Source organism: Actinoallomurus spadix (assembly GCF_024055725.1).
GTDB classification, from domain to species: domain Bacteria; phylum Actinomycetota; class Actinomycetes; order Streptosporangiales; family Streptosporangiaceae; genus Actinoallomurus; species Actinoallomurus spadix.
Genome location: NZ_JAMXMX010000028.1, coordinates 1 through 25,031, shown reverse-complemented (window position 1 = coordinate 25,031; position 25,031 = coordinate 1). Strand labels below are relative to the sequence as shown.

The window sequence follows — 25,031 nt, the reverse complement described above, 5'->3', positions numbered from 1 at the left end:
CGATCAGCCCAGCCAGGAGGCCACCTGGGCCTCCGCGCCGGAGTTCCAGCCGAGCTGCAGGTGGTTGAGGGCCAGGGTGGCCGAGGCCGCGCGGTTCGCGATCCCGGCGGTGTTCGCGCAGCTCGCGACGAACACCGCGCCGTCGGACGGCCCGGTGTGCTCATTGTGCAGCAGCGGCATGGTGGGGGAGTTCCCGCACAGCTCGTACACCGGGACGCTCGCCGGGACTCCGGCGTCGATCAGCGGCTGGACCAGGGAGCCCTGGTCGATGCTGTACTGGATGCCGCGGCCGCTCGTGTAGAAGCCCTGACCGCCGTAGTAGGTGGTGTACCAGTCCTGCTCGGTCGTCGGCAGCGGGTAGACGTCGTCCCAGCGGTAGAGCATCTGCCGCCCGCCGGGGAACGCCGTGCCTTCGTAGCTGAGCTGCGTCTCGTCGTACCAGAGGCCGTAGCAGACCATCGCGGTGTGCGGCGCGGGCGCGTTCAGGGCGCCGCCGCACTCCGGGTAGATCGCGAAGTCATGGCTCCAGCCGTGCCGGAAGCCCCAGTCGAAGCCCTTGTTCGGCCCGCCGACGAGGATCAGCTTGCGCACGTCGCCGGCGTACGCGGTGCCCCACGACTTACGCAGCGACGAGACGTACATGCGGGCGTTGAACGCGCCCTTCGACCAGCCGACGACGTCGACCTGGGACGCGCCGGTCTCGGCCTTGATGCGCTTGACCGCGTCGCCGATCTGCTCGCTCCAGTAGTACCCGTCACCCGTCTTGTGCGGGAAGCCGATCGCGAAGACCTTGTAGCCGCGCCCGTCGAGGTACTGCATGAGGCCGGTGGAGGGGCAGCTCGCGCTGCCGCAGCCGTTCGCGCCGAGGACGTTCGGGTTCGCCCACGCCTGGTCGGCCGTCTGGTTCGCGCCGTGGACGAGCAGCACCGGCACCGGCTTCGACCCGGTGAGGGCGTGCGGCGCCTGGTACAGCAGGAACCGCGACGAGTGCGGCTCGGCCACCCCGCCGAACAGCCGCTGTGTCTGCCCGGTCTGGTCGCCGACGCCGCCCGGCGGGTACGCCTCGGTGGCGAACCCGGAGGAGGTGTCGCGGTACCGCTCGACCTTGGCCCAGCCGTTCTCCAAGCCGCTGGTGTAGGTCGCCTCGAGCGTGACCGAGGAGGTCGCGTACGCCGGGAGAGGCGACGCGAACATCAACAGGAGGATCAGAGTGACCAGGATTCTGCGCATCCGCCGCCCCTTTTATGAGAGGTGATTCACCTGTTAATTTGGCGGTACCGGCGTACTCCGTCAAGAGCCGGTCGGGAGGAATCATGGCGCTCTACACCCGTGAGACCGGCGACGGCGAGCCGGTGCTGTTCGTGCACGGCAACCTGTCCGACGGCTCGGCCTGGGACGAGCAGCTCCGCCTGCTGCCGCCCGGCTACCGGGGCATCGCCCCGGACCTGCGCGGCTTCGGCCGCAGCGACCCGGCGCCGATCGACGCGACGCGCGGCGTCGGCGACTTCCGCGACGACCTCGTGGCGCTGCTCGACGAGCTCGGCCTGGAGTCGGTCCACCTCGTCGGCCACTCCATGGGCGGCGGCGTCGTCATGGACCTGGCCGCCCGGCACCCCGGGCGCGCGCGGACCATCACGCTCGTCGCGCCCGTCAGCCCGTACGGCTTCGGCGGCACCCGCCTCGACGGCACGCCCTGCACGCCGGACTTCGCCGGGTCGGGCGGCGGCACCGCCAACCCGGACCTGGTCAAGCTCATGCGGGAGGGCGACCGGGCCGACGCGTACCCGGTGTCGCCGCGCAACGTCGTGCGGACGCTCTACTTCCCGGGCGCCGAGGCCGTACGGAGCGAGGAGGAGCTGCTCGACGGCATCCTGCGCACCCGGGTCGGCGACGACCACTACCCCGGTGACGCGACCAGGTCCCCGCACTGGCCCGGCACCGCCCCCGGCACGCGCGGCGTGCTCAACACCATGTCGCCGAAGTACTTCGACTGGAGCGGCTTCCCGGACTCGGGCTGCCGGGCCCCGGTGCTGTGGGTGCACGGCGACCAGGACGCGGTCGTCTCCGACACCTCGATGTGCGACCTCGGTCACCTGGGGGCTCTCGGGTACGTCCCCGGCTGGCCGGGCGAGGACGCCTTCCCCGCCCAGCCCATGGAGGCCCAGACCCGGCAGGTGCTCGACCGCTACGGCGCCTACCGGGAAGAGGTCATGGCCGGCACCGGGCACTTCCCGTACGCGCAGCGGCCGGAGGAGTTCGCGGCGCTGTTCCACGCGCACCTGGCGGGCTGAGCCGATGGCCTGGCGCATCGAGGAGGAGCCGCCGCCCACCAGCACCCGCGGGCGGCCGCTGTCGGCGAAGGGGGAGCGGACCAGGCGCGGCCTGCTGGACGCCGCCGAGCAGGTCTTCGGCGCGCTCGGCTACCAGGACGCGTCGATCGTGAAGATCACCGAGGCGGCCGAGGTCGCGCAGGGCACCTTCTACATCTACTTCGAGAGCAAGCGGCAGATCTTCGACGAGCTGGTCGCCGACCTGAACCGGCGGGTGCGCCGCGCGATGTCCGAAGGCTCCCGGCAGGGCCACACCCGCACGGAGGCCGAACGGCTCGGCTTCCTCGGGTTCTTCCGGTTCACCGCGGAGCACCCGGCGCTGTACCGCATCATCCGGCAGGCGGAGTTCGCCGCGCCGGACGCGCTCCGCCGGCACTACCAGGCGATCGCCGACGGGTACGTCTCCGGGCTGCGCGGCGCGATGGACGACGGGGAGATCGCCGCCGCCGACCCGGAGGTCGTCGCCTGGGCGCTGATGGGCGTCGGCGAGATGATCGGCATGCGCTGGATCCTGTGGCGGGACGACGCCGAGGCGGGCGAGGTGCCGGAGCACGTGTTCGAGGAGATGTACGCCTTCGTCCGGCGCGGGCTCGGTGCCCGATGAACCTCGGCCGCTGGATCCGCGACCGGGCGCGTACGACGCCGCACCGGACCGCGATCGTGTTCGGCGACGAGGAGATCACCTACGCCGAGCTGGACGCCCGGTCGGAGCGGCTGGCGGCCGGGCTGCTCGCGCGCGGCCTGCGGCCGGGGGACCGGATCGCGACCCTCACGGACAACCGGCCGGAGCACGCCGAACTGTTCTTCGCGTGCGCCAAGGCCGGCCTGATCCTCGTCCCGCTGAACGTCCGGCTGACCCTCCCGGAGCTGACCTACCAGGTCGGCGACGCCGGACCGGCGATGCTGTGCACCGGCCCCGGACGCGCCGCGCCGCCCTTCACCGGGCCGGTCGTCGAGCTCACCCGGGACGGCCTCGACGCGGTCGCGGCCGATCCGGCCGCGGGCGGCCTCCCCGGCGACGCCGGACCGGACGCCGGGCTGCTGATCGTCTACACCGCCGGCACCACCGGCCGGCCCAAAGGGGCGCTGCTCACCCACGCGAACTGCTTCTGGACCAACCTGTCGCTCGACCGGGGCTGCGAGCTGCGCGAGGACGACGTCGTCCTGCAGGTGCTCCCGCAGTTCCACGTCGGCGGGTGGAACGTCCAGCCGCTGCTCGCCTGGTGGAAGGGCGCCACCGTGGTGCTCGAGCCGTCCTTCGACCCCGCTCGCGCGCTGCGGCTCATCACGGAGCGCCGGGTGACCACGATGATGGGCGTCCCGGCGACGTACCAGTTCATGGCCGCGCGGCCGGAGTTCGCGACGGCCGACCTGTCGTCGCTGCGGTGCGTGGTCGTCGGCGGCGCGCCGATGCCGGAGCCGCTGCTGCGCGCCTGGCTGGACCGCGGCGTGCGGATCACCCAGGGTTACGGGCTCACCGAGGCCGCCCCGAACGTCCTGTGCCTGCCGCCGGAGGAGGTCGCGCGCCGCGTCGGCTGGGCCGGTAAGCCGTACCCGCACGTCGACGTCGCGCTCCTCGGCCCCGGCGGGCCCCTGGACGGGCCGGGCCGCGGCGAACTCATCGTGCGCGGGCCGAACGTCTTCGCCGGCTACTGGCGGAACCCCGCCGCGACGCGGGAGGCCGTCCCGGACGGCTGGCTGCGCACCGGCGACGTCGCCGAGCGCGACGCGGAGGGCTTCTACCGGATCTGCGACCGGGTGAAGGACATGTACGTCTCCGGCGGCGAGAACGTCTACCCCGCCGAGGTCGAGTCGGTGCTCGCCGCGTTCCCCGGTGTCGCCGAGGTCGCGGTCGTCGGGGTGCCCGACGAGCGCTGGGGCGAGGTCGGCTGCGCGTACGTCGCCGGGGACGTCCCGGTCGAGGAGCTGCTCGCGCACTGCCGGGAGCGCCTCGCGGCGTTCAAGGTGCCGAAGTACGTGCGCTCGGTACCCGCGCTGCCGCGCTCGGCGGTCGGCAAGACGCTCAAGAACGAGCTGCGCGCGGAGTTCGGCGGATGAGGACGAGCGCGAGGGATGAGGACGGAGCGCGCGGATGATCGGCCTGGCCGCCACGGTGTCGTACCTGCCGTCCCGCTGGATGCCGGCCGCGGAGATCGCCGGGCTCAGCGGCATCCCCGAGGAGATCCTCGTCGAGCGGTTCGGCCTGCGCGGCAAGCACATCGCCGCACCGGACGAGCACGTCAGCGACATGGCGGCGACGGCCGCCCGCCGCCTCATGGACGAGCGGAACCTCGGCCCGGACGACGTCGACGCCCTGGTCTACTTCGGCTCGACCTGGAAGGACTACGCCGTCTGGCACGCCGCGCCGCGCGTCGCCCACCTGCTGGGCCTGCGCCGGGCGGCGGTGTTCGAGATGGCGTACGTGTCCTGCGGATCGCCGGTCGCCGTCCGCTTCTGCCGGAACCTCCTGCGCGCCGAGGAGGACCTCACCACCGTGCTAGCGGTCGGCGCCTCCCGCGAGTCGTACCTGATCGACTACACCAACCCGCGCGCCCGCTTCGCCTACGACTTCGGCGACGGCGCGGTGGCCGCCCTGTTCACCCGGGACGCGGGCGCGCAGGTCCTCGGCTGCCACATGCTCACCGACGGATCGTTCTCCGGCGACGTCATGGTCCCGGCGGGCGGCAGCGTCGCCCCCGCCGACGCCGAGACGGTACGCGGGCGGCGGCACTTCCTCGACGTGCCCGACCCCGGGTCGATGAAGGAGCGCCTCGACCCGGTCAGCCTGCCGAACTTCGTCGCGGCGGCGGCCGGCGCGCTGACGCGCTCCGGCGTGGACCGCGCCGACCTCCTCTGCGCGCTGCACGTCAAGCGGTCCCTGCACGACGCCCTGCTCAAGGAGCTCGGCCTGCCGCCGGACCGCGCGGAGTACCTCGACGACACGGGCCACATGAGCGGCGTCGACCCCCTCCTCGCCCTCGACCGCGCGGCACGGGCCGGTCGTCTCACGCCCGGCGATCACGTCCTCCTCCTGGCCGCCGGCACCGGCTACACGTGGGCCGCCGCCGTACTCCGCTGGACCGGGTAGCCGGCGGACCGCCGAACGTCGTGTCGGATTCCCGCCAGTTCGTTGCGGGGACCCGCGACAGAGTGGAGGCATGACCTCACAGGACACCGTTTCGCGGGTGAGGCGGCGCGTCGACGCCGCGGACTGGGCCGCCGTCGCCGGGGAGCTGGACGAGTACGGCTGCGCGCTGACGCCCCGGCTGCTGGCCCCGGAGGAGTGCCACGCCATCGCCGGGCTGTACGAGCGGGCCGAGCTGTTCCGCACGACGGTCGACATGGCCCGGCACCGGTTCGGCTCGGGGGAATACCGCTACTTCACGCACGACCTGCCCGAGCCGGTCGCCGAGCTGCGCCGCGCCTTCTACCCCCGGTTGCTGCCGATCGCCCGCGACTGGGCGGCCCGGCTCGGCCGGCCCGCGCCGTGGCCCGACGACCTCGACGAGTGGCTCGCGATTTGCCACGCCGCCGGTCAGGCACGGTCGGCCCAGATCCTGCTGCGCTATCGGGAGGGCGACTGGAACGCCCTGCACCGCGACGTGTTCGGCGACATGGTCTTCCCCCTCCAGGTCGTCATCGGCCTCGACGAGCACGGCACCGACTACACCGGCGGCGAGTTCCTGCTGGTCGAACAGCGGCCCCGCGCCCAGTCACGGGGGACCACCACCGTGCTGCGGCAGGGCCACGGCCTCGTCTTCACCACGCGCGACCGGCCGGTCCGGAGCAAACGGGGCTGGTCGGCGGGCGCCGTACGCCACGGCGTCAGCACCGTACGGTCGGGCCACCGCCGCGCCCTCGGCCTGGTCTTCCACGACGCGGCCTGACCCCGCCGCTCAGCCGGGGATCGCGAACACCGCCGCCGCGGTGACCGCGCGTTCCTCCAGGTTGGCGGTGCCGCCGACCTCGTACCGGGCGACGGCGGTGAGACCGTCCGGCAGATAGGGCCGCAGCGGATCCCCGAGCAGAACCTCCCGGCCGCGCCGCCGCTGCGCGCGCAGGAACGCCATCATGGCCCCGGCGAGGTCCGCGTCATAGCAGACGTCCCCGGCGAGGATCAGGTCGACGCCGTCGAGGTCCCGTCCCAGGACGTCCTCGGAGAGGACGTCGACGCGGACGCCGTTGAGCGCGGCGTTCAGGCCGATGGCGGTCACGGCGAGGGGGTCGATGTCGCAGGCGGTGACGGATCGGGCGCCCGCCAGGGCCGCACTGATCGCCACGAGACCGGACCCGCTGGCCAGGTCCAGGACGCGTCGCCCGGCCACCGTCTCGGGATGGTCGAGGACGTGCCGGGCGAGGGCCTGACCGCCCGCCCATGCGAACGCCCAGAACGGCGGCGGCACCTCCGACGCCGCCCGTCCGTGCCGCGTCGCCTCCCAGGTCGCGAACGGCTCCTCGGCGAGGTGCAGGGAGAGCTCGGGAACCAGGGGAGGAGCCGAGACCCGGGTCAGCGCCCGGACCGTCGCGGCATGGCCGTCCGTCACGGGCGGCTCCGCGAACAGGGGATTCACGCGGCCCACCCTATCCAGGCGGTCGGGACCGGATGCGTAGGATCGGCGCGTGGAGGCGAGCCGGCAGCCGGGTCTCGATGAGATCGAAGAGCGATTCGTGGCCGTCGCCGAAGGGCGGCTGAGCCGGGACGCCGCCGATCGGTGGGCCGCCCGCTGGGTCATGGACGACGATCTGGTCTGGGACGACGTCGCCTGGTGGGCGCTGAACCTCCTACTTCGGGAGCGACCTCCCTCAGGACCGGTGCGGCGGCCACCTGCACGACGACGCCCAGGTGCGCGAATGGCTCGACGAGCTGCGGCGCCGCCGGAGCGCCCGCGGCTGAGGCGTCGCCGGCGCCGCGCCGCTACACCTCGGGAACGGATCGCCGGGACCACTCGGTCAGATCCCGGCCCTCGATCGCTGCGGCCATCAGGTCGGGGAACACGTCGGGCGTGCAGGCGAACACGGGAACGCCCAAAGAGGTCAGCGCGGCGGCGTTCGCGTGGTCGAAGGCCGGCGCGCCCTCGTCCGAGAGGGCCGTCAGTGCCACGACCCGCGTGCCCGCCGCGGTCATGGCCGCCACCCGCTTCATCATCTCGGCGCGCTCCCCGCCCTCGTACAGGTCGCTGATCAGCACGAGGACGGTCTCGCGCGGCCGGGTGATCAGGCGCTCGCAGTAGGCCAGCGCCCGGTTGATGTCGGTGCCCCCGCCGAGCTGCGTGCCGAACAGCAGCTCGACCGGGTCCCGCAGCCGGTCGGTGAGGTCCACCACCGACGTGTCGAACGCGACCAGCGAGGTGCGCAGCGTGGGCATCGAGGCGAGGACCGCGCCGAGCACCCCCGCGTGGACCACCGACGCGGCCATGGACCCGCTCTGATCGACGCACAGCACGATGTCGCGCTCGACGGACCTGCGCCGCCGCGCGTACCCGACGAGATGCTCCGGGACGATGGTCCGGTGGGCCGGGGCGTAGTGGCGCAGGTTCCGGCGGATGGTGCGGTCCCAGTCGACCTCGGAGACACGCCGGGGGCGGCGTCGCCGGGCGGACCGGTCGAGGGCGCCGTCGACCGCCGACCGCAGGCGCCGCGCGAGGCGGTCCTCCAGCCGGCGGACCACGGCGCGGACGACGGCCCGCGCGGACTCCCTGGCCCGTTCCGGCAGCACCTGATTCAGCGACAGCAGGGTGCCGACCAGGTGCACGTCCGGCTCGACCGCGTCGAGCATCTCGGGTTCGAGGAGCAGACGGGTCAGGTCGAGGCGCTCGACGGCGTCCCGCTGCATGATCTGAACCACCGTCGACGGGAAGAACGCCCGGATGTCGCCCAGCCAGCGGGCGACCTGCGGCGCGGACGCGCCGAGCCCGGCCCCGCGTCCCCGCCGCCCGGCACCCCGTCCGCCCGAGCCGTACACCGCGTCGAGCGCGGCGTCCATCCTCGCGTCGTCGCCGCTCAGGTCCGTGCCGGTGGCCTCGGCCGCCTCGCCGCCGAGCACCATCCGCCAGCGCCGCAGTCGTTCCTCGTTCGCCTCCGCACCGCCGGTCACGTCCGCTCCCTCTCGTCGTCCCGCCGGGAATCCCCCCGGCGAACCGGCTCCGACCGGTCTCCCGAGCCGGAACGCGCGCGGGGACGGCCGGAGTCCCCGTGCGGCCCGCCGAGGATGCCGATGACCGTGCGTACGGCCGGGGCGGCGCGTTCGAGATCGAGGGACTCGCCGGCGGCGGAGCCCCGGCCGGACGCGGTCCCGATCCGCGCCACCCGCTCGCCGATGGCACGGCGCTCCGGTGCCTCGAAGGTTCCGAACGTCCGGCGCAGCAGCGGCAGCACCGCGGCGAAGGACTCCGGCGGCAGGGCGGCGATCCAGGCGTCCACCAGGCGGAGCAGCCGGTCGTCGTGAACGAGGATCAGCCCGCCGCCGGACAGGAATCCCTCGATCCAGGCGGCCGCGTGGGCCGGTGACGTGCCGGCCGAGACGGCGCGCGCCATCCGGTCGCCGATCCCACCCGCGAACCGGTCCGGCCGGCTCCCGCCGGCGGAATCGCCCACGCGGCCGTCGTCCCCGCCCGCGGGCCGGTCCGCGCCGTCGTCCCCGTCGGCGGGGACGTCCGCGCGGCCGTCGTCTCCACCCGGGGAGCCGCCGGCATCGTCGAGCAGCCCGGCGTCCAGCAGCAGCCGGGTGAGCCGTCCCTCGATCAGGCCGTGCAGCCCCGGACGGTCGATCAGGGTGGTGAGGGTCCCGTGCCAGCGCGCGGTGTGCTCGGCGTCGCCGAGAAGGGACAGCGCGCCGTGGACGTCGTCCACCCGGCCGAGCAGCGCGCGGGCCGCGTCGTCGTCGAGCCCGATGACCTCGGCGGGCAGACCGACGCAGACGCGCACGACGAGACCGTCGACCACGGTGCGGAGCGGTTCGGCCGACGTGCCCCGCACGTCCCCGTAGCGCAGGGTGCGGACCAGCGCGGGCAGCGCCCCCATCAGGTGGGCGACGTCGGTGTCCGCCGCGGCCCGGTCGGCGAGCGCGGCCATCACGGCCGGCAGCGCGTCACCGAGGTCGGCGGGCAGGCACTGCTCGGCCAGCGCGGTGAGCTCCGTCAGACCGCCGGCCTCGGCGGCCAGCGCCCGTGCCCGCGCCGACGCCGCGTCGCGTACCGTCAGGCCCCAGGCGCCGGACTCGACGAGCCGGACGTCGAACTCGGGCCGCCACGCCAGCGTCCAGGTCTCCCGGAAGGTCCCCTTGCCGCGCCCGGACCCGCCGGGCTCTCCCCAGGGGACCCCGAGCAGTCGGAGCCGGTGCAGCAACCGGCTGCGGTCGAGGTCGACGGGCCTGCGCAGGTCCAGGTCGAGTTCCTTCGCGGTGGCCGACGGGTGGAAGCGCAGCCGCCGTTGCTCGTCCCGCAGGTCCCGCTGGAGCGGGACCATCGGCGTGCCGTCCGGTACGGCGCCGAGGCGTTCGCCGACGACCATGCGGTGCTGGATCAGCTCCAGGGGGAGGTCGGCGCCCTCGCACAGGACGGCGAGCGTCGCGTCGGTGACCTCGGCCAGCCCCGCGAGCGGCCGGCCGCGCAGGGCGGCGAGCGCGTCGGCGAGGCGCACGGCCTCGATGACGTGCGCGGACGACACGGGCAGGTCTTCGACGCGCAGTACGGCCGCGACCGCGGTGAACCAGCGCTCGATCGGGCGGTCGGGCGCGGCGAACAGGTGGTGGTACCACCCCGGGGACGTGACGCCGGCGCCGTACCCGGAGCGGGCCGCCAGCCGGCCGTACGACCATGGCACCCAGGTCAGCGCGACTCTCACCGCCGGCAGCCCGCGGAGCGTCCGGTCGTCACCCGCGGCGGTGGGCGCGCCGGGCGAGCGGGCGGGACCGAGCGCGGCGGCGATCGCGGGCACGTGCCAGGCGCCGCAGACCACCGCGATCCGCTCGAACCCGTCCTTGAGCGCGCGGCGTACCGTGCGGCGCATGTACGCCTCGCGCCGCTTCTCCCGCCGTACGTGGTCCGCCGGCGGGGCGGGCGCGTGGTCGCGGAGCGCGGCCATCGCCTCGGCGACCGCGTCGAAGGGCGCGGGGCCGCCGCCACGGTGCTCGACGACGTCGTCCCACCAGCGTTCGGCGTCGTCGTACCCCGCCGCCTCGGCCAGCCGGGCCAGCGGATCGAGCCGTACGGCCGCCGCCGCGTCCGGCCCGTTGTCCGGCCCGTCGTCCGGCCCGTCGTCCGGCCGGTCGTTCGGCCGGTCGTCCGGTTCTGCGTCCGGCTCTGGGGCGGGTCCGGTGTCCGGCTCCGCGACCGAGTCGTGGTCCGGCGCTTCGGCGAGGTGGTGGGCGGCGGGCAGGTCGCAGAAGCGCACGGGCACCCCCGCCCGCAGAGCGTGGCGGATCGCCTGCCATTCGGGGCTGAACTCCGCGAACGGCCAGAACGCGGCGGACCGTCCCTCCCCGCCGTCCACCACGTGGGCCAGCAGCGCCACCGGCGGAACCATGCCCGGGTCGGCGGCGAGGCCGACGATGGCGTCGGCCTCGGGTGGTCCCTCGACCAGGACGACGTCGGGCCGCAGGTCCTCAAGTGCGCGGACGAGCGACCGCGCCGAACCCGGGCCGTGGTGCCGGATGCCGAAGATCCGGACGCGCTCGTGGGCGGGGGCGGCCACGATCAGAGGACCTCGCGGCAGGCGCGGTAGAAGTCGCTCCACTCGGGGCGTTCGCGCACGACGGTCTCGAGGTACTCCTGCCACACCACGCGGTCCGACACCGGGTCCTGCACGACCGCGCCGACGATGCCGCCCGCCACGTCCGCCGGGCGCAGCACGCCGTCGCCGAAGTGGGTCGCGAGGACACGGCCGCTCGTGATCACCGAGATCGCCTCCGCGGTGCTCAGCGTGCCGGTGGGCGACTTCAGGCGCGTACGGCCGTCGGCGGTGCGGCCGGAGCGCAGCTCGCGGAAGACGGTCACGACCCGGCGGATCTCCTCGATCCCGGCGACGGTCTCCGGCAGCTCCAGCGACGTGCCGATCTGGGCGACCCTGCGGGCGACGATGTCGACCTCCTCCTCGGTCGTCGCGGGCAGCGGCAGCACGATGGTGTTGAACCGCCGGCGCAGTGCGCTGGACAGGTCGTTCACGCCGCGGTCCCGGTCGTTGGCGGTCGCGATGACCGTGAAGCCCTTGCGCGCCTGCACCTCGGTGCCCAGCTCCGGGACGGGCAGGGCCTTCTCCGAGAGGATCGTGATGAGGGAGTCCTGGACGTCGGACGGCATCCGGGTGAGCTCTTCGATCCGGGCGACGGCCCCGGACCGCATCGCCCGCATCACCGGGCTCGGCACCAGGGCCTGCTCCGACGGCCCTTCGGCGAGCAGCCGCGCGTAGTTCCAGCCGTACCGGATGGTGTCCTCCGCCGTGCCGGCCGTGCCCTGGACCAGCAGCGTCGAGTCACCGCTGACCGCGGCCGCCAGGTGCTCGGACACCCAGGTCTTGGCGGTGCCGGGCACGCCGAGGAGCAGCAGCGCCCGGTCCGTGGCGAGCGTGGCGACGGCCACCTCGATCAGGCGGCGCGGGCCGACGTACTTCGGCGTGACGACCGTGCCGTCGGGCAGCGTCCCGCCCAGGAGGTAAACGGTGACGGCCCACGGCGACAGCCGCCAGCCGGGCGGGCGCGGCCGGTCGTCCCGTTCGGCGAGGAGGGCCAGCTCATCGGCGAACTGGTGCTCGGCGTGCGGGCGCAGCACGGCCTCGGTCATCGGAAGGGCTCCTTCGTCGGGGGTCGTTCGATCGGTCTGACGCGCCGTCCGTCCCGGGCCGCGCTCGCCACGCGGGCGGTGTCACCGCAGCTCTTCGAGCATGTCGTGCCGGAACCGCAGGACGTCGGCGAGCTCGGTGAGCGGCCGGTGGCCGGGGTGCCGCCGGGCGAGCTCGTCCAGGCGTGACGCGGTGGCCGGGGCGAGGCGCTCACCGGCGAGGCGGCACAGGTCGGCGGGGAACCGCCCGGCGGCGGTATCCGCCAGGGTCGTGATCGTGACGTCGGCCAGCGCGCCGGACCAGGGCCCGGGGACGCGATCGAGCACGGTGAGCCGGCCGGTGGGGTCCTCGATTCGGCGTACCGCCTCGGCCGCCTGATCCTCGCGCTCCGCGCCGGGGAGGACGTCCAGGAGGTCGGCGAGGGTCCTGACGTCGCCGGGGACGACGTCGCCGGCCAGCAGCGCCCGCGCCCAGGCGGCGTCCCGCTGCCGCGCCGCGGCACGCGCCCAGCCGAGGTGGACGTCCCGCCTGGCGTGCTCGTCCGGCGCGAGCCGGGCGCCGGTGCCGACCGGCAGCGCGACGACGTGCTCCGGTGGCAGGCCGAATCGTTCCGTCCAGGTGGACAGCGGCGTACGGGCGAGGATCTCCCGTAGCCAGCCGGCGTGGTTCCCGACGCGCTCGGCCGCGTGGTACGGGATGCCGTCGCGCAGCATGCCCTCGTCGTGCCGCTCCGGCGGCGCGGCGACGAGCCGCTCCGGGCCGCCCGCCGGGCCGGTCTCGGCGCGCAGGCAGGCGCGCGCCCGTTCGGTCATGCGCCGGGCGTACGCCGTGCCGGGCAGCCGGGCGAGCAGGTCGGCCGCGATGCGCCGGACCTCCAGGCCGCGGTCGTCCAGGGCCGTCTCGAGGAACTCCTCGTCCGCGAGGGAGAGCCCGCGCTCGAACGCCGTGAGGAACCGTGCCCGCTCCGGCGCCGGCTCGCGTGGCCACGTCGACGACAGCGTCGCCCGGGCCGCGGCCGGGTCGGCCGCCCGTGACCACCGCAGGTGCGCCTCACGCTCGGCCCGGGTGCCGGTCGACCACACCCCGGGATCCTCGACCTCCGCACCGCCGCCGGTGACGACGAGATACGCCCAGTCGACGTGCTGCATGGCCAGCCAGACGCCCCGCCGCCCGGCGGCCCGCGCGATCGACGGACGCAGCGCCCGGTCCGCGCGTCCCTTGTGCAGCAGGTCCGGGAGCAGGTGCGGCGGAACCCGGCGGCCGCTCCGGGCCGCCGCCTCCAGCCACTCGGGCAGCACGCGGGCGTGCTCACCCGCGAGGATCCGGCGCAGGCGCTCGGCCGCCGCGTCCGGAACGAGGGGCGCGGTCTCCGCCGGCGCGGGGGCGGTCGGCTCCGCGCCCACCGGCCGCCATCCGGCCCGCCTGCGCACCGTCAGCAGCGCGGCCTGGTCGAGCAGGCGGGCCGCCGGATCGGCCGGGCCGTCCGGGATCTCCTCGAGCGGCGGCACCGGCCGCCGCCGCGTCCCCAGTAGGGCGGCGGTGACGTGCTCTCCCCACGCGCTCACAGTGCCACGGCCCCCTCCTCGGCCTGCCAGGCGGACAGCGGCACCAGCCCGCGCGGCGACCACTCGCCGGAGACGGTCAGCGGCCGGCCGCCGGAGACGGCCCACAGCCGCCAGACGTCGGACGCGCGGAGCGGCAGCGCGGCGCCGTCCGCGTCGACCAGGCAGGGGCGGCCGGCCTCGTCCCGTGCGGGCCGGACACCGGACAGCACGGCCGGCCACCGCTCCAGCCAGGGGTCGAGGGCGAGCGCGTCGGCGTACTCGCGGAGCAGCCCCGGCACGGTCGTGCCGCGCGGCGGCCGGCGTACGGGCGCGGCGTGGCGGGCGGCCACGAGCGCGCGCAGCGGCAGCGCCCCGGGGTAGAAGGCCAGCTCGGCGTCGACCGTGTCCCCTACGACGAGCGACGAGTCCAGCGCCCGCCCCGGCCCCTCCGGCGCGCCCGGTTCCCGGCCCGGCGCGCCCGGTTCCCGGCCCGGTGGAACCGGCGTCCGGCCCGGTGCGCCCCGCGCCTGCCTCGGCGTCCGCCGCGGAGCGGCGAAGGACAGGACGAGCGCGGACCGCCCGGTCTCCCGTCCGCGCAACCAGACACGGCGGGTGATGAGCCGGTCCTGCTCCACGTCACGGCATCCCGCGACGTACCAGTGGTCTTGCACCGTGTCACCCGCCAGGACCTCCTCCTGGCTCACCGTGAAGCCGACACGGGACCGGACGGTGGCCCGCAGCGGCGCGGGCAGCTCGTCGAGGCGCCGGAACGCCGTGACGAGGAGCCGTAGCAGGGCGTACTCCTCCAGCAGCCGCTCGGGCCGGCCGTCGGCGGGCAGCGAGCCGAGCTCCCGCACCCGCGACGCCAGCGCGCCGGCCTGCGCGTCGACGAGACGGCGGGCGACGTCCTCCCACATGGAGGGTGGCGCGTGGTGGGTGTGCGCGAGACCCTGGGCGACCTGGTCGCACAGCCACCGGTCGAGCTCTTCGACCCCGGCGGCGACCCGCCGCTCGCGCCGCGCCGCCGTCGCGGTCGCCGGCGGGTCGTCTCCGGCGGTGCGGAGGCCGGGCGCGTCGTCCGTGCGGTCCCGCCCCACCCGTTCGATCACATGCTCGAACCTATCGGCGCCCGCCGACAATCGGCGGCGGTTCCTCGCCCGGTGGGCGTCAGCCGGCGGACGGGCGGCGGGAGGTGAGCAGATCGATGACGCCCGTGGTGTCCTCGTCGCCGTGCCCGTCGGCGAGGCGGCGCTTCATGAGGCCGACGTACGGAAGGAGCAGTTCGGGACTGACTCCCTGTTCCTCGGCCGTGCGCAGCAGCGTCGCCGTGCCCGCCACCTGCATGGCGAGGTTGGAGACGACGTTGCCCGTGTAGTCGCCGCTCACCAGGCGTTCGGCCGTGCCGTGCACCGAGGCCGTCATGGCGGTGAGCCAGCCCGCGAGCAGGCCCGCGAACCTCTTCGGCTCGACATCCTCCCCCCGGATCAGCGCGAACGCGTGCGCGGCGCCCGCCAACATCCCGTACATCGCGCTCAGCAGCGCGACGTCGTGCAGGGCCGCCGATCCGGGGTCCGCTCCGACGTACTCGGTGCCGGCCGGCACGGCCAGCGTGTCGTGGTGCGCGTCGAAGAGCGCACTGGAGCCGCTGTAGAGGACGTAGGCTCCGGCGCCGGGTGCTCCGATCATCGGCGGGACGGCCATGATCCCGCCGCTCAGGAAGCGCGCGCCGCGCGACCGCGCCCACTCGGCCCGCGTGCGGGCCTCGGCAGGCGTCCCGGTGGTGAGGTCGACCAGGTCCCGGCCCGCCAGGTCCGTACCGGCCAGGACCTCGGCGGTCGACGCGTCGTCGAGCAGGCAGACGACGACGAGGCCGTTCGCGGCGACGGCCTCGGCCGCGGTCGCGGTGACCGTCGCGCCCTTGGCGGCGAGCGGCTCGGCGCGGGCCGCGGTCCGGTTCCAGACGGTCAGCGGATGTCCGGCGGCGAGCCAGGAGTGGGCGAGCGCGGTGCCCATCGCGCCCAGGCCGAGAAGGGTGAGAGAGGTCTTGTTCGAGTTCATGCTGGTTAGGCTGGTGCGGACAGCAGAAGGTGATCAAGTACGCACTTCGAAGTGGGTGGTCACCTCGTGGTAAGCGACCAGGTGAGAGGAGTGCGGTTGACGACCGCGCGACGGCCCGGGGCGTACGTCTGCGGCATCGACGCCGCGATGGACGTCATCGGCGGGAAGTGGAAGGTGCTGATCCTGTGGGCGCTCAAAGAGCGTCCCTGCCGGTTCGGCGAGCTGCGCCGGCACCTGCCCGGCGTCACCGAGAAGGTCCTCGCCTCTCACCTTCGTGAGCTCGAAGAGGACGGCATCGTGCACCGCGAGGCGTACGACGAGGTGCCGCCTCGGGTGGAGTACTCGCTGACCGGTCTGGGCGTGTCGCTCAACGCCGCGCTGGCCCCCCTCGGCGCGTGGGGCCGCGAGAACATCCTCGGCGGCGCGGACCACACCTCCGCGGCGGACGGTTCCGCTCCGGGCGTGAGCTAGCCGGGAGCCGCGCGCCGGACCGGCTCAGGAGCCGAAGAACTCGTCGAGGAGCCCCCGGCCGTCGTCGTCCGGGCGATTCGCCGGGGCCGCGTACTCCGCGAGATACCGCTCCACCTGGCGGTGGTCGTAACCGCGGAGCACCACGTCGAAGACGGGAGGATCCGGGCTGCCGGCGGGCTCCTGCGCCAGGCGCCGCAGATATGCGTCGACCTGGCGGCGGTCGTAACCGCGCCACACGATGTCGAACCTTCGGTCCATCCGGCCCTCCCGGGTCGCCGATCCCCCTGAGTAGGACGCGGCGCGGACGCCCCGGGTTCGCGGATACGGTGCGACGGCCTCAGTGCGGGCCGAGTTCGCGCAGGAGGGCGGTGAGGGTCGCGCCCAGCGGGGCGTCCAGGGTCAGCAGCGCCTCGGCGTCGCCCCGGGTGGGGCCGTGGTTGACGATCGCGACGGGGATCGAGCGCTCCGCGGCGCGGCGGACGAACCGGTATCCCGACATGACCGTCAGCGAGGACCCGAGGACGAGCAGCGTCCCGGCGCGCTCGGTGAGGGCGTAGCAGTCGTCGACGCGCGGGCGCGGGACGTTCTCACCGAAGAAGATGACGTCCGGTTTCAGCACGCCGCCGCAGTCCAGACAGGGAACGGTGGTGAAGGAGTCGATCCGGTCGTCGTCGAGGGCCGCGTCACCGTCCGGATTGATCACGGTGGCCTCGGCCTCCCAGCCGGGGTTGGCCGCGTGCAGCCGCTCGTCGAGCGTCTCACGGGACGTACGCCGGCCGCATCCGAGGCAGAGGACTCGGTCGAGACTGCCGTGCAGTTCGATCACGTCGCGGGCGCCGGCGGCCTGGTGCAGGCCGTCGACGTTCTGGGTGATGATCCCGGCGACGACACCACGGCGCTGCAGCTCGGCCACTGCCCGGTGGCCGGAGTTCGGTGCGGCCCGCGCGACGTGCCGCCACCCGAGGTGGCTGCGCGCCCAGTAGCGGCGGCGGGCCGCCTCGCTGCCGACGAAGGTCTGGTACGTCATCGGATCGGCCGGCCGGCGGCGTCCGGTCTCGCCGCGGTAATCCGGGATGCCGGACTCGGTGGACAGGCCGGCTCCGCTCAGCACCACGACGTCACCGTCGGCGACCAGGTCGACCAGCATCGCGAAGGCCGTGTCGAACGTGGCATCCGCTCCGAGAAGCACCGTTCCGCCCTGCCCGTCGGCGGACAGGCCGCCTCGCTTCGCCGCCCCAGTCACTCATCCATCATCCTCGATGGCCGCCCCTGCCCGAACCGCCGGGGAGACGATGATCGTCAGAGGGTGCCTCTACGATGCGATGCGTCCATGACCACCCGGTGCCGAGGATGACTGATGGCCAACCAGCGCGTTGCACGGGCCCTGGAGTCGATGCGCAGCCCGGATCCGGCGATCCGGGCGCAGGGCTTCGACTTCCTGCGCGAGCACGCGGACGCGTACGTCGGCGACCTCGCCGACGCGTTCGGCGAGGAGCGGGACGACGAACTGCGCTGCCTGCTCCTCGAACTCGTCGCCGAGGCCCGGTCTCCCGGTGCCCTCGCGGTCCTGGCCGGCCAGCTCGACAGTGACGACGAGTCGCTACGGTTCTGGGCGGTCAGGGGCCTGGAGATGCTCGACAGCGCCGAGGCCCGCCAGGCCCTCCGCCACGCCCGCGTGAACGGCTGGATCGCCTGACGGGGCGCCCGGCCCAGCGATTTCCGGCGATCAGCGCTCCCGCGCGAGCGGGCGTATCGCCGGTGTGGCTCCGGCGCGGGACCGCGGCCGCCGGTCGCCGGCGGATACGCCGCCGGTCAGCCGTTGCAGCCGCAGGAGCATCCCTTGGAGCAGGAGCAACTGGACCCATGGCCACATGAACATCCGCGTCTCATGCCCCGAGCGTGCGCTCCCCGGCCGCCGCGGACAAGGGCAGAACACTGTTACCCGCACCGTCATGGTCCACGGCATTCGTGGGTGACCGCCGCGAGGGCCGGCAGAGTCGCACCGCGGCACCTCCCTCGGCGCGGTCACAGAGGAGTCGGAGCCGCCGGAGGCTTCTCGACACGGTGGCGGAGAAGTTCTTTCCCGGGTCGCCGAAGGATCTTTCCGTCCAAGGAGCATCCCCGACAGTTTTTACTTTTTTGTCCTGTTTGGAGCCTCGATTGCTGGATGTCCACTCCTGTACGATTCCCGGCACTTGGGCGCTGACCTGCGGTTTCGTCGCCCGGTCCCCCCGAGACAGGAGCGCTGGTGACGATGCGGTGGACGGCGAGGCTGGCGGTGCTCGCCGTGTGCGGACTGGCGGCCGGGACACTGCCGCCCGGGACGGCGGCGCTCGCAGCCGCCGGCCGGCCCCCCGCGGGCGATCCCAGGCCGGTCGCCGCACGCCCCGGCGCGGGCGGGACGGGGAACTCGGCCGTTCAGTCGATCTTCAACGCGCCCCAGGCCGGCTCCGCCAAGCGGGAGGCGATCTCCGGTCACGTCGCCCGGCTGATCGCCGGAACGCCGGCCGGAGGGACGATCGCCGTCGCGATGTACCACTTCTCGAGCCTGGACACCGCCCGGCAGCTGATCGCCGCGAGCCGGCGCAAGGTCCACGTCCAGGTGGTGCTCGACCACGAGTCGGCGGCCTACGCGGCGTACAAGAAGCTGCGGGCCGGCCTCGGCGCGGACACGCAGAAGCTCTCGTGGGTCGTCACCTGCGGCCGTGACCGCGGCTGCATCGGGCCGAGCTTCAACCACAACAAGTTCTTCCTCTTCTCCTCGACGCGGGGCACCGCGAACCTCGTGCTGCAGACGTCCGCCAACGCCACGGACGGCGCGCGCGACACCCAGTGGAACGACGCGCTCACCATTCACGACGCCGGGGTGTACGCCGCCTACCTGCGCTACTTCCAGGATCTCGCCGCCCAGCACCGGACCGGTGACTACCACCGCACCGTCCAGGCCGGGCCGTACCGGATCGACTTCTTCCCCTGGGCGAAGGGCGATCCGATCAGCGACGCCCTCGACAAGGTGTCCTGCGCGGGCGGCACGCGCCTGCGCCTGAGCGTGGGTCACCTCACGTGGGCGCCGATCGCGAAACGGCTCTGGAAACTCGACGACGAGGGCTGCCGGGTGCAGATCGTCTTCGACCAGGTCGGCCGGCGGGCCGCGCGCCGCCTGACGAAGCCGGGCGGCCGCCACGGCAACCCCGAGATCCGCTATCTGTCGGAGAACGCGCGCGTCTACGCGCACTCGAAGTACCTGCTGATCGACGGCGACTACCAGGGGACCCGGCAGAAGATCGTCCTCACCGGCAGCCCCAACTACACCGACGTGGGCTTCCACTCCCACGACGAGGCGATGATCACCATGGCGGACGGCGCGCTGGATGACGGGTACGCCGCGAACTTCGACGCGGTGTTCGCCCGCGCACACGCGGTCAAGGCCACCGACGTGAACTCCGTGCCCGAGGCGGTGTACGACCAGGGTGGCGACAGCGTGCCCGGGCCGGTCGAGTGACCCGGGTCCGCCGGGTGACCCGGGCCCGCCGGGTGACCCGGGCGGCGCGCGGTCAGGCGGACGGCGGCTCGGCGCGTACGGGGACGGACGGGTCCGCCGCGGGCTTCTCGCCGCCGGACTCCTCGCCCACGAGGGCCGGGGCGGACCCGCCGACCGCGAGGCCGAGGACGGCGGCGACGGCGCACACCCCGGCGGTCGCCCAGAACACGTCGGCGTACTCAGTGTGCAGGGCGGCCTTCACCGCGGCCAGGTAGGCGGCCATGCGGTGGGCGAACTCTTTCGATGACACGCCGATCGGCAGCGGCGTCACGAGGTGCGCGGTCAGCGCGTGGAACCGGAAGAACCCCCAGGCGCTCAGGCCCGCCACGCCGAGCAGCATGCCCATCATCCGGGCGACCACGACGGCGGCCGAGGCGACCCCGTGCCGTACGGCGGGGACGGAGCGCAGCGCGACCGACGACAGCGGCGCGATGACGAGGCCCAGCCCGAGCCCGGCGACGGCGAGGTCCGCGCCGACCCGGGAGACGGCGAACAACCCCGCGTCGTAGTGGAGGCCCTCGGCCCGTACGGGCCAGGCTGCGATCCGGGCGTAGCCGATGGCGGCGACCAGCATGCCGCCGGCGATGATCCAGCGTTCGGGGCACCGCCGGGCGAGCAGCCCTCCGGCCAGCGCGGCGACGGCGAGGGGGATGAGGAACCGGGCGAGCAGGAACGCGCCGCCGGTGGAGTTCCGGCCGAACAGCGTCTGCGCGATCAGTTGCACGTCGACCAGCGTGATCATCAGCGCCGCGCCCGAGAGCAGGCTGACGCCGAGGACGGCGAACAGGCCGCCGCGCCGGGCGCCGCGCAGGTCGAGCAGCCGGGTCCGGGCCCGCGCCTCCCAGCCGGCGAACGCGGCGATCACCACCAGGCCGGCGGCGACGCAGGGCACGCCCCACGAGGGCAGCGCCGACCGCTGCGGATCCGGGTTGTACAGGCCGGCGACGAGCAGGCCCAGCCCGGCGGCCAGCAGCAGGCCACCGACGACGTCGACGCGCGTGGGACTGGACGGGCGGCCCCGTGGCACGGCCCACCAGACCGCCGCCATGGCCAGCAGCGTGATCGGGATGTTGATCCAGAAGATGCCGCGCCAGCCGACCAGCGCGGCCACCCCGGCCCCGTACAGCGGGCCGAGGACGCTGCCCAGCTCCTGCAACGCGCCGACCGCGCCGAGCACCGAGGACCGGCGGCGCTCGTCCCACAGGTCGCCCGCCAGCGCCATCGTGATCGGCAGCAGCGCCCCGCCGGCGAGCCCCTGGAGCCCGCGCCCGGCGATGAGCACCGGCAGTGAGCCGGCCAGCGCGGTCACGGCCGAGCCCGCGGCGAATCCGGCCAGGCACGCCTGCACCATCACCTGCCGGCCGAACCGGTCGGACAGCATGCCGAGCAGCGGCATGCCGGCGACGTACCCGAGCAGGAAGGCGGTGACGACCAGGCTCGCGTGCTCGATGTGGTTCACCGGGACGCCGAGGTCGCCGACCATCGTGACCAGGACGGTCACGACGACGTACGCGTCGATGGCGGCGAGCAGGACGACCACGCCGCCGACGCCGAGGGCGATCCGCCGGGACCCGCCCGGCCGGGGAGAGGTCACCGGGCCGGGGCCGTGATCGAGAACGGCTTGTTGAAGTCGGTGAAGGTGACCGTCGCCGTGCCGGGCTTCCCGCCGTTCTTGCCGGGCACCTTCACGTCGGCCTTCAGCACGCGGTGGTCCGCCTTGGCGATCGACAGCACCGCGGGCGTGTCGGCCGAGATCCCCGGGACGAGCCGGGACAGCGGCTCCTTGGCGAGCGTCGCGTCGACCTGGTAGCAGTCCTGCCCGGCGACCTTCTGCCGGCCCTTCGTCTCGGCGTTCTTGGCGGTGGACAGCAGCGGTACGAGCCCGCGGTCCGGGTCGAGCACGGCGGACGGGTCGTAGATCCCCGCGACCTTCGACAGCGGCTGCTGCTGCCATCCTCCGGTCAGGCCGCGCAGGTACACCGTCTTGCCGAGGACGACGAAGTCGAGCTGGATCGACAGGCCCAGCTGCGTCGTCTTGGCCGACCCCTGGGCGTTACCGTTGCGCAGCAGCTTCGCGTCGGCGCTGTCGACCCGGACGTCGGGATGGCCCGAGGTGCGCAGCGCGAAGGCGAGGCTGGTCACGGCCCGCGTCGCGGTGGCCGCCTGCTGGATCAACGTGGCGCCGGGCGGGTTCTTCCCGGACCCGCCGCCGCCACCGCATCCGGTGGCCAGGGCGGACGACAGCGCGACGAGGCAGGCGAGCTTCGCCCGGAGTGATGACATACGGGAAAGATATCGATCCCGGCGGCGGGGGAGGGGACACACGCCGGGGGTCCGCCACCGAATCGGGCGAATCGCCCGCCATTCGAGGGGTTCGTCCTTACACTCCCGACCGTGGACACCCCCGCCGAGGTGCTGGTCGTCGACGACGATCCGATGGTGGCCGAAGTGGTCACCGCGTACCTCACCCGCGCCGGCCTGCGGGTACGCCGCGCGGCCGACGGCCCGTCGGCGGTGGCGTCGGCCGAGGCGCACCTTCCCGACCTGGTGGTGCTGGACCTGATGCTGCCCGGCCTGGACGGCTTCGAGGTGTACCGCCGGATCCGCGAACTCGGGCCGGTCCCGGTCATCATGCTGACCGCGCGCGGAACGGAGGGCGACCGCGTACGCGGGCTCGAGCTCGGCGCGGACGACTACGTGACCAAGCCGTTCAGCCCCCGGGAGCTCGTGCTCCGCGCCCGGTCGGTGCTGCGCCGCGCGTACCCGGTCCCGGTGGAACCGGCCGAGGCGCCGCCCGCCCCGGCGCCCCGGACGATCGGCGACCTGACGCTCGACGCCGCGGGCCGCCGCGCCGTCAAGGCGGGTGAGCCGCTGACGCTGACGAGCCGGGAGTTCGACCTGCTCGCCTTCTTCGCCGACCATCCCGGGCAGGTCTTCACGAGGACGGAACTGCTCCAGCACGTCTGGGGCTGGGAGTTCGGCGACGAGTCGACCGTCACCGTGCACGTCCGGCGGCTCCGCGAGAAGGTCGAGGACGACCCGCACCGGCCCCGCCTCATCGTCACCGTCTGGGGCGTCGGCTACCGCTTCGACCCGGGACCGGACACCGCGGGGGCGCCATGAGCGACGACCGGGGCGAGGCGGCGTTCCATGAGTGACGACCTGTGCGTCGTCGTGATCGGCGGGGGCTCCGCGGCGGCGGTCGGGCTCGTCGGCCTGGCGGTCATGCGGGCGCTGCGCGGACGGTCCCTGCGGCTCGCGCTGTTCGTGCTCGCGGTCGCCAGCGTGCTGGCCATGGTGACGGGCACGGTCGTCGCGGCGCAGGAGATGTTCATCTCCCCGGAGGACTTCGGCGTCGTCCTGACCGTCTGCATCGCCTCCGGGATCGTCACGTCGGCGATGGCCCTGCTGCTGGCGCGCGCTCTGGTCGCCGACAGCCGTACGCTCCGCCGCGCCGTACGCGCCCTCGGGCACGGGGCCGCGCCGGGGGCGGACGGGAGCCTGTCGACGGCGGAGATGGGCGAGCTCAGCCGGGAGCTGAGCCTCACCAGCGCGCGGCTCGCCCGGGCGCGGGAACGGGAGCGCAGCCTCGAACGCTCCCGCCGGGAACTGGTCGCCTGGGTCTCCCACGACCTGCGGACGCCACTCGCCGGGCTGCGGGCCATGGTCGAGGCGCTGGAGGACGGCGTGGCCCCCGAGCCGTCCCGCTACCACACGCAGATGCGGCTCGCCGTCGACCGGCTGTCCGGCATGGTCGACGACCTGTTCATGCTTTCCCGCATCCACGCCGGCGCGCTCGCCCTCTCCCTGGAGTGGGTCACGCTGGCCGACCTGGTCGACCAGGCGGTCGCCGGGACCAACCCGCTCGCCCGGGCGCAGGGCGTCCGGCTCGGCGCTGAGGTCGGCGACCCGGTCGTCGTACGAGCGGACGTGCGGGAACTGTCACGGGCGCTGACCAACCTGGTGGTCAACGCGATCCGGCACACGCCGTCGGCGGGTTCGGTCCTGGTCGAGGCCGGCCGCCGTTCCCAGCATGCCGTCCTGGCGGTGTCCGACGCGTGCGGCGGCATCCCGCCCGGCGACCTGGACCGCGTCTTCGACGTCGCCTGGCGCGGCACCGCCGCGCGTACCCCCGAACCCGACTCCGGGGCGGGCCTGGGGCTGGCGATCGTCCGCGGCATCGTGGAGGCGCACTCCGGCGCGGTCGAGGTGCGCAACACCGACCACGGCTGCCGGTTCGAGGTACGGCTCCCGCTGTCCACGGCGCCGTACGGCGCGTGAGCGCACGCGGCGACGTCCCAGGTCACAGTAGGAATGACGCCGCCGGCCCGGCCGGCCGCGAATTATTACGAGATTCGAACACGGCCGCCGACGGGCCCTGCGGGCCGTGGCCGCTCCCTACATTCCTCAGCGGCACTACCGGTGCGCGCTCGCGAGTCAGGCGGGGAGCGACGTCGCACGGCAGTCCCGCCAGACGGTCCCGTACGGGACCGCGGACGACGGACGAAGGAGCGACCCCGTGAAGACATCGACGAAGGTCACCGGCCTCACCCTGGCCGGGCTGACCACGGCCGGCGTGGCGATCGCCGCGATCGGGACCGGCCCGTCCACCACGGTGGCCCGGGATGCCGGCCGGAACCGTGCCTACACCGCCTCCGACCAGACCGACCACACCGAGCGCACCGCCGCCCGCCCCTCGACCTCCGCCCGCCCCTCCGCCTCCGCCCGCTCCTCCGCGTCCGCCCGGCGGCGGACCGGACCCGTGACCGTGCCGCTCACGACCCGCTACACCGTCCGGAACGTACGGGCGGGACACTCCGTCGCGGTCCTGCGCCGGGCCGGGCACCGGTGGCGCGTCGTCGGCGTCCTGCGCGCCACCGACCGGCGGGTGCGGGGCGCGACCGTCTCCGTGCGCCGCCCGACCACCGTCGTCGCCGTGGCGGGACACCACGCGGTCCGCCTCGTCGTCCCGCCCCACGCGGCCGTGGTCGTCGCCGACAACGGCCGGATCGGCGTGGTGGGGTGGCGCTTCCTCCAGAAGGTCGTGCCGACGACCCCCACCCCCACCCCCTCGGCGCCCACCACGCCTCCCGTGACGCCGCCCACCACCGCCCCCGCACCCGCTCCGACCGGCTCGCAGGCTCCCGTCGTCGGCGGCCTGAAGGGCCGGGTCTCCACCAAGTGGTGACGCGCCGCCCCGCGTGACCGACCGAGTCACGAGCGCCCCCGCGGAACACGCCGCGCGCCCGCCGGTCTCTCGAAAGGAATCTCAGTGACCATGTCAAGCCGCAGCGGCGATGACCTGCGACGGGG

Annotated in this window: 24 protein-coding genes; 11 read left to right on the top strand and 13 right to left on the bottom strand. The window is 74.4% G+C overall.

Annotation, left to right across the window (positions count from 1 at the left end; translation table 11 throughout):
• Positions 1-3: 3 nt before the first annotated feature.
• On the bottom strand, positions 4-1,230 hold the full coding sequence (locus NE235_RS31005; RefSeq protein WP_252809216.1) for an esterase/lipase family protein: 1,227 nt from the start codon (positions 1,228-1,230) through the stop codon (positions 4-6).
• Positions 1,231-1,313: 83 nt separating this feature from the next.
• On the opposite strand from NE235_RS31005, the gene NE235_RS31000 reads away from it, so the two are divergent.
• The 5 genes from NE235_RS31000 to NE235_RS30980 all read left to right on the top strand — a co-directional run bounded on the left by NE235_RS31000 (position 1,314) and on the right by NE235_RS30980 (position 6,217).
• Positions 1,314-2,291 (top strand): alpha/beta fold hydrolase, encoded by a 978-nt coding sequence (locus NE235_RS31000; protein WP_252809214.1) that lies wholly within the window; start codon positions 1,314-1,316, stop codon positions 2,289-2,291.
• 4 nt (positions 2,292-2,295) lie between these two features.
• On the top strand, positions 2,296-2,934 hold the full coding sequence (locus tag NE235_RS30995) for a TetR/AcrR family transcriptional regulator (protein WP_252809212.1): 639 nt from the start codon (positions 2,296-2,298) through the stop codon (positions 2,932-2,934).
• Entirely contained in the window at positions 2,931-4,388 is a 1,458-nt protein-coding gene (locus NE235_RS30990) for an AMP-binding protein (protein ID WP_252809210.1), read from the top strand. The genes NE235_RS30995 and NE235_RS30990 overlap by 4 nt, the downstream gene beginning before the upstream one ends.
• Before the next feature lie 34 nt (positions 4,389-4,422).
• A complete protein-coding gene (locus NE235_RS30985; RefSeq protein ID WP_252809208.1) occupies positions 4,423-5,418 on the top strand; it encodes a 3-oxoacyl-ACP synthase in 996 nt (331 codons plus the stop codon).
• A gap of 70 nt (positions 5,419-5,488) precedes the next feature.
• Positions 5,489-6,217: a 2OG-Fe(II) oxygenase gene (locus NE235_RS30980; protein ID WP_252809206.1), complete on the top strand. Its 729-nt coding sequence runs from the start codon at positions 5,489-5,491 to the stop codon at positions 6,215-6,217.
• A 9-nt stretch (positions 6,218-6,226) separates the two neighbouring features.
• Here the strand turns inward: NE235_RS30980 and NE235_RS30975 are convergent, their stop codons facing one another.
• From NE235_RS30975 to NE235_RS30945, 7 genes are all read right to left on the bottom strand, one after another.
• Positions 6,227-6,901, bottom strand: a complete 675-nt coding sequence (locus tag NE235_RS30975) for a class I SAM-dependent methyltransferase (RefSeq protein WP_252809204.1) — start codon at positions 6,899-6,901, stop codon at positions 6,227-6,229.
• Positions 6,902-7,245: 344 nt separating this feature from the next.
• Positions 7,246-8,376, bottom strand: a complete 1,131-nt coding sequence (locus tag NE235_RS30970) for a VWA domain-containing protein (RefSeq protein WP_252809348.1) — start codon at positions 8,374-8,376, stop codon at positions 7,246-7,248.
• A gap of 44 nt (positions 8,377-8,420) precedes the next feature.
• Complete coding sequence (locus tag NE235_RS30965) at positions 8,421-11,021, bottom strand: DUF5682 family protein (protein WP_252809202.1); 2,601 nt, start codon at positions 11,019-11,021, stop codon at positions 8,421-8,423.
• Between the two features lie 2 nt (positions 11,022-11,023).
• Positions 11,024-12,106, bottom strand: a complete 1,083-nt coding sequence (locus NE235_RS30960) for an ATP-binding protein (protein ID WP_252809200.1) — start codon at positions 12,104-12,106, stop codon at positions 11,024-11,026.
• Positions 12,107-12,187: 81 nt separating this feature from the next.
• On the bottom strand, positions 12,188-13,669 hold the full coding sequence (locus tag NE235_RS30955; protein ID WP_252809198.1) for a DUF5691 domain-containing protein: 1,482 nt from the start codon (positions 13,667-13,669) through the stop codon (positions 12,188-12,190).
• Positions 13,666-14,757, bottom strand: coding sequence for an SWIM zinc finger family protein (locus NE235_RS30950; protein WP_252809196.1), 1,092 nt, complete (start codon positions 14,755-14,757; stop codon positions 13,666-13,668). Before NE235_RS30950 ends, NE235_RS30955 begins: the two co-directional genes overlap by 4 nt.
• A 58-nt stretch (positions 14,758-14,815) precedes the next feature.
• Complete coding sequence (locus NE235_RS30945) at positions 14,816-15,706, bottom strand: NAD(P)-dependent oxidoreductase (protein WP_252809194.1); 891 nt, start codon at positions 15,704-15,706, stop codon at positions 14,816-14,818.
• A 96-nt stretch (positions 15,707-15,802) separates the two neighbouring features.
• On the opposite strand from NE235_RS30945, the gene NE235_RS30940 reads away from it, so the two are divergent.
• Positions 15,803-16,177 carry a winged helix-turn-helix transcriptional regulator gene (locus NE235_RS30940; protein WP_289849450.1) on the top strand — a complete coding sequence of 125 codons (375 nt, stop codon included), beginning with the start codon at positions 15,803-15,805 and terminating at the stop codon, positions 16,175-16,177.
• A gap of 24 nt (positions 16,178-16,201) precedes the next feature.
• On the opposite strand, the gene NE235_RS30935 is transcribed toward NE235_RS30940, so the two are convergent.
• Both NE235_RS30935 and NE235_RS30930 read right to left on the bottom strand, forming a co-directional pair.
• Positions 16,202-16,435, bottom strand: a complete 234-nt coding sequence (locus tag NE235_RS30935) for a DivIVA domain-containing protein (protein WP_252809192.1) — start codon at positions 16,433-16,435, stop codon at positions 16,202-16,204.
• A gap of 79 nt (positions 16,436-16,514) precedes the next feature.
• Complete coding sequence (locus tag NE235_RS30930) at positions 16,515-17,420, bottom strand: NAD-dependent protein deacetylase (RefSeq protein ID WP_425542395.1); 906 nt, start codon at positions 17,418-17,420, stop codon at positions 16,515-16,517.
• A 114-nt stretch (positions 17,421-17,534) separates the two neighbouring features.
• Between NE235_RS30930 and NE235_RS30925 the strand changes: the two genes are divergently transcribed.
• Complete coding sequence (locus tag NE235_RS30925; protein ID WP_252809190.1) at positions 17,535-17,873, top strand: HEAT repeat domain-containing protein; 339 nt, start codon at positions 17,535-17,537, stop codon at positions 17,871-17,873.
• A gap of 30 nt (positions 17,874-17,903) precedes the next feature.
• Here the strand turns inward: NE235_RS30925 and NE235_RS30920 are convergent, their stop codons facing one another.
• On the bottom strand, positions 17,904-18,056 hold the full coding sequence (locus tag NE235_RS30920; protein WP_252809188.1) for a hypothetical protein: 153 nt from the start codon (positions 18,054-18,056) through the stop codon (positions 17,904-17,906).
• Positions 18,057-18,431: 375 nt separating this feature from the next.
• On the opposite strand from NE235_RS30920, the gene NE235_RS30915 reads away from it, so the two are divergent.
• The gene (locus NE235_RS30915; RefSeq protein ID WP_252809342.1) at positions 18,432-19,679 is read left to right on the top strand and encodes a phospholipase D-like domain-containing protein; all 1,248 of its coding nucleotides are present in this window, start codon (positions 18,432-18,434) and stop codon (positions 19,677-19,679) included.
• Positions 19,680-19,731: 52 nt separating this feature from the next.
• Here the strand turns inward: NE235_RS30915 and NE235_RS30910 are convergent, their stop codons facing one another.
• Both NE235_RS30910 and NE235_RS30905 read right to left on the bottom strand, forming a co-directional pair.
• Positions 19,732-21,312 carry an MFS transporter gene (locus tag NE235_RS30910; RefSeq protein WP_252809185.1) on the bottom strand — a complete coding sequence of 527 codons (1,581 nt, stop codon included), beginning with the start codon at positions 21,310-21,312 and terminating at the stop codon, positions 19,732-19,734.
• Positions 21,309-22,001: an LppX_LprAFG lipoprotein gene (locus NE235_RS30905; RefSeq protein ID WP_252809183.1), complete on the bottom strand. Its 693-nt coding sequence runs from the start codon at positions 21,999-22,001 to the stop codon at positions 21,309-21,311. Before NE235_RS30905 ends, NE235_RS30910 begins: the two co-directional genes overlap by 4 nt.
• 111 nt (positions 22,002-22,112) lie before the next feature.
• Between NE235_RS30905 and NE235_RS30900 the strand changes: the two genes are divergently transcribed.
• The 3 genes from NE235_RS30900 (at position 22,113) to NE235_RS30890 (ending at position 24,906) form a co-directional block, all read left to right on the top strand.
• Positions 22,113-22,841 carry a response regulator transcription factor gene (locus tag NE235_RS30900; protein ID WP_308206178.1) on the top strand — a complete coding sequence of 243 codons (729 nt, stop codon included), beginning with the start codon at positions 22,113-22,115 and terminating at the stop codon, positions 22,839-22,841.
• 27 nt (positions 22,842-22,868) lie between these two features.
• A complete protein-coding gene (locus NE235_RS30895) occupies positions 22,869-23,999 on the top strand; it encodes a sensor histidine kinase (RefSeq protein ID WP_252809173.1) in 1,131 nt (376 codons plus the stop codon).
• A 238-nt stretch (positions 24,000-24,237) separates the two neighbouring features.
• Positions 24,238-24,906, top strand: coding sequence for a hypothetical protein (locus NE235_RS30890; RefSeq protein ID WP_252809171.1), 669 nt, complete (start codon positions 24,238-24,240; stop codon positions 24,904-24,906).
• The last annotated feature ends 125 nt before the right edge of the window (positions 24,907-25,031 follow it).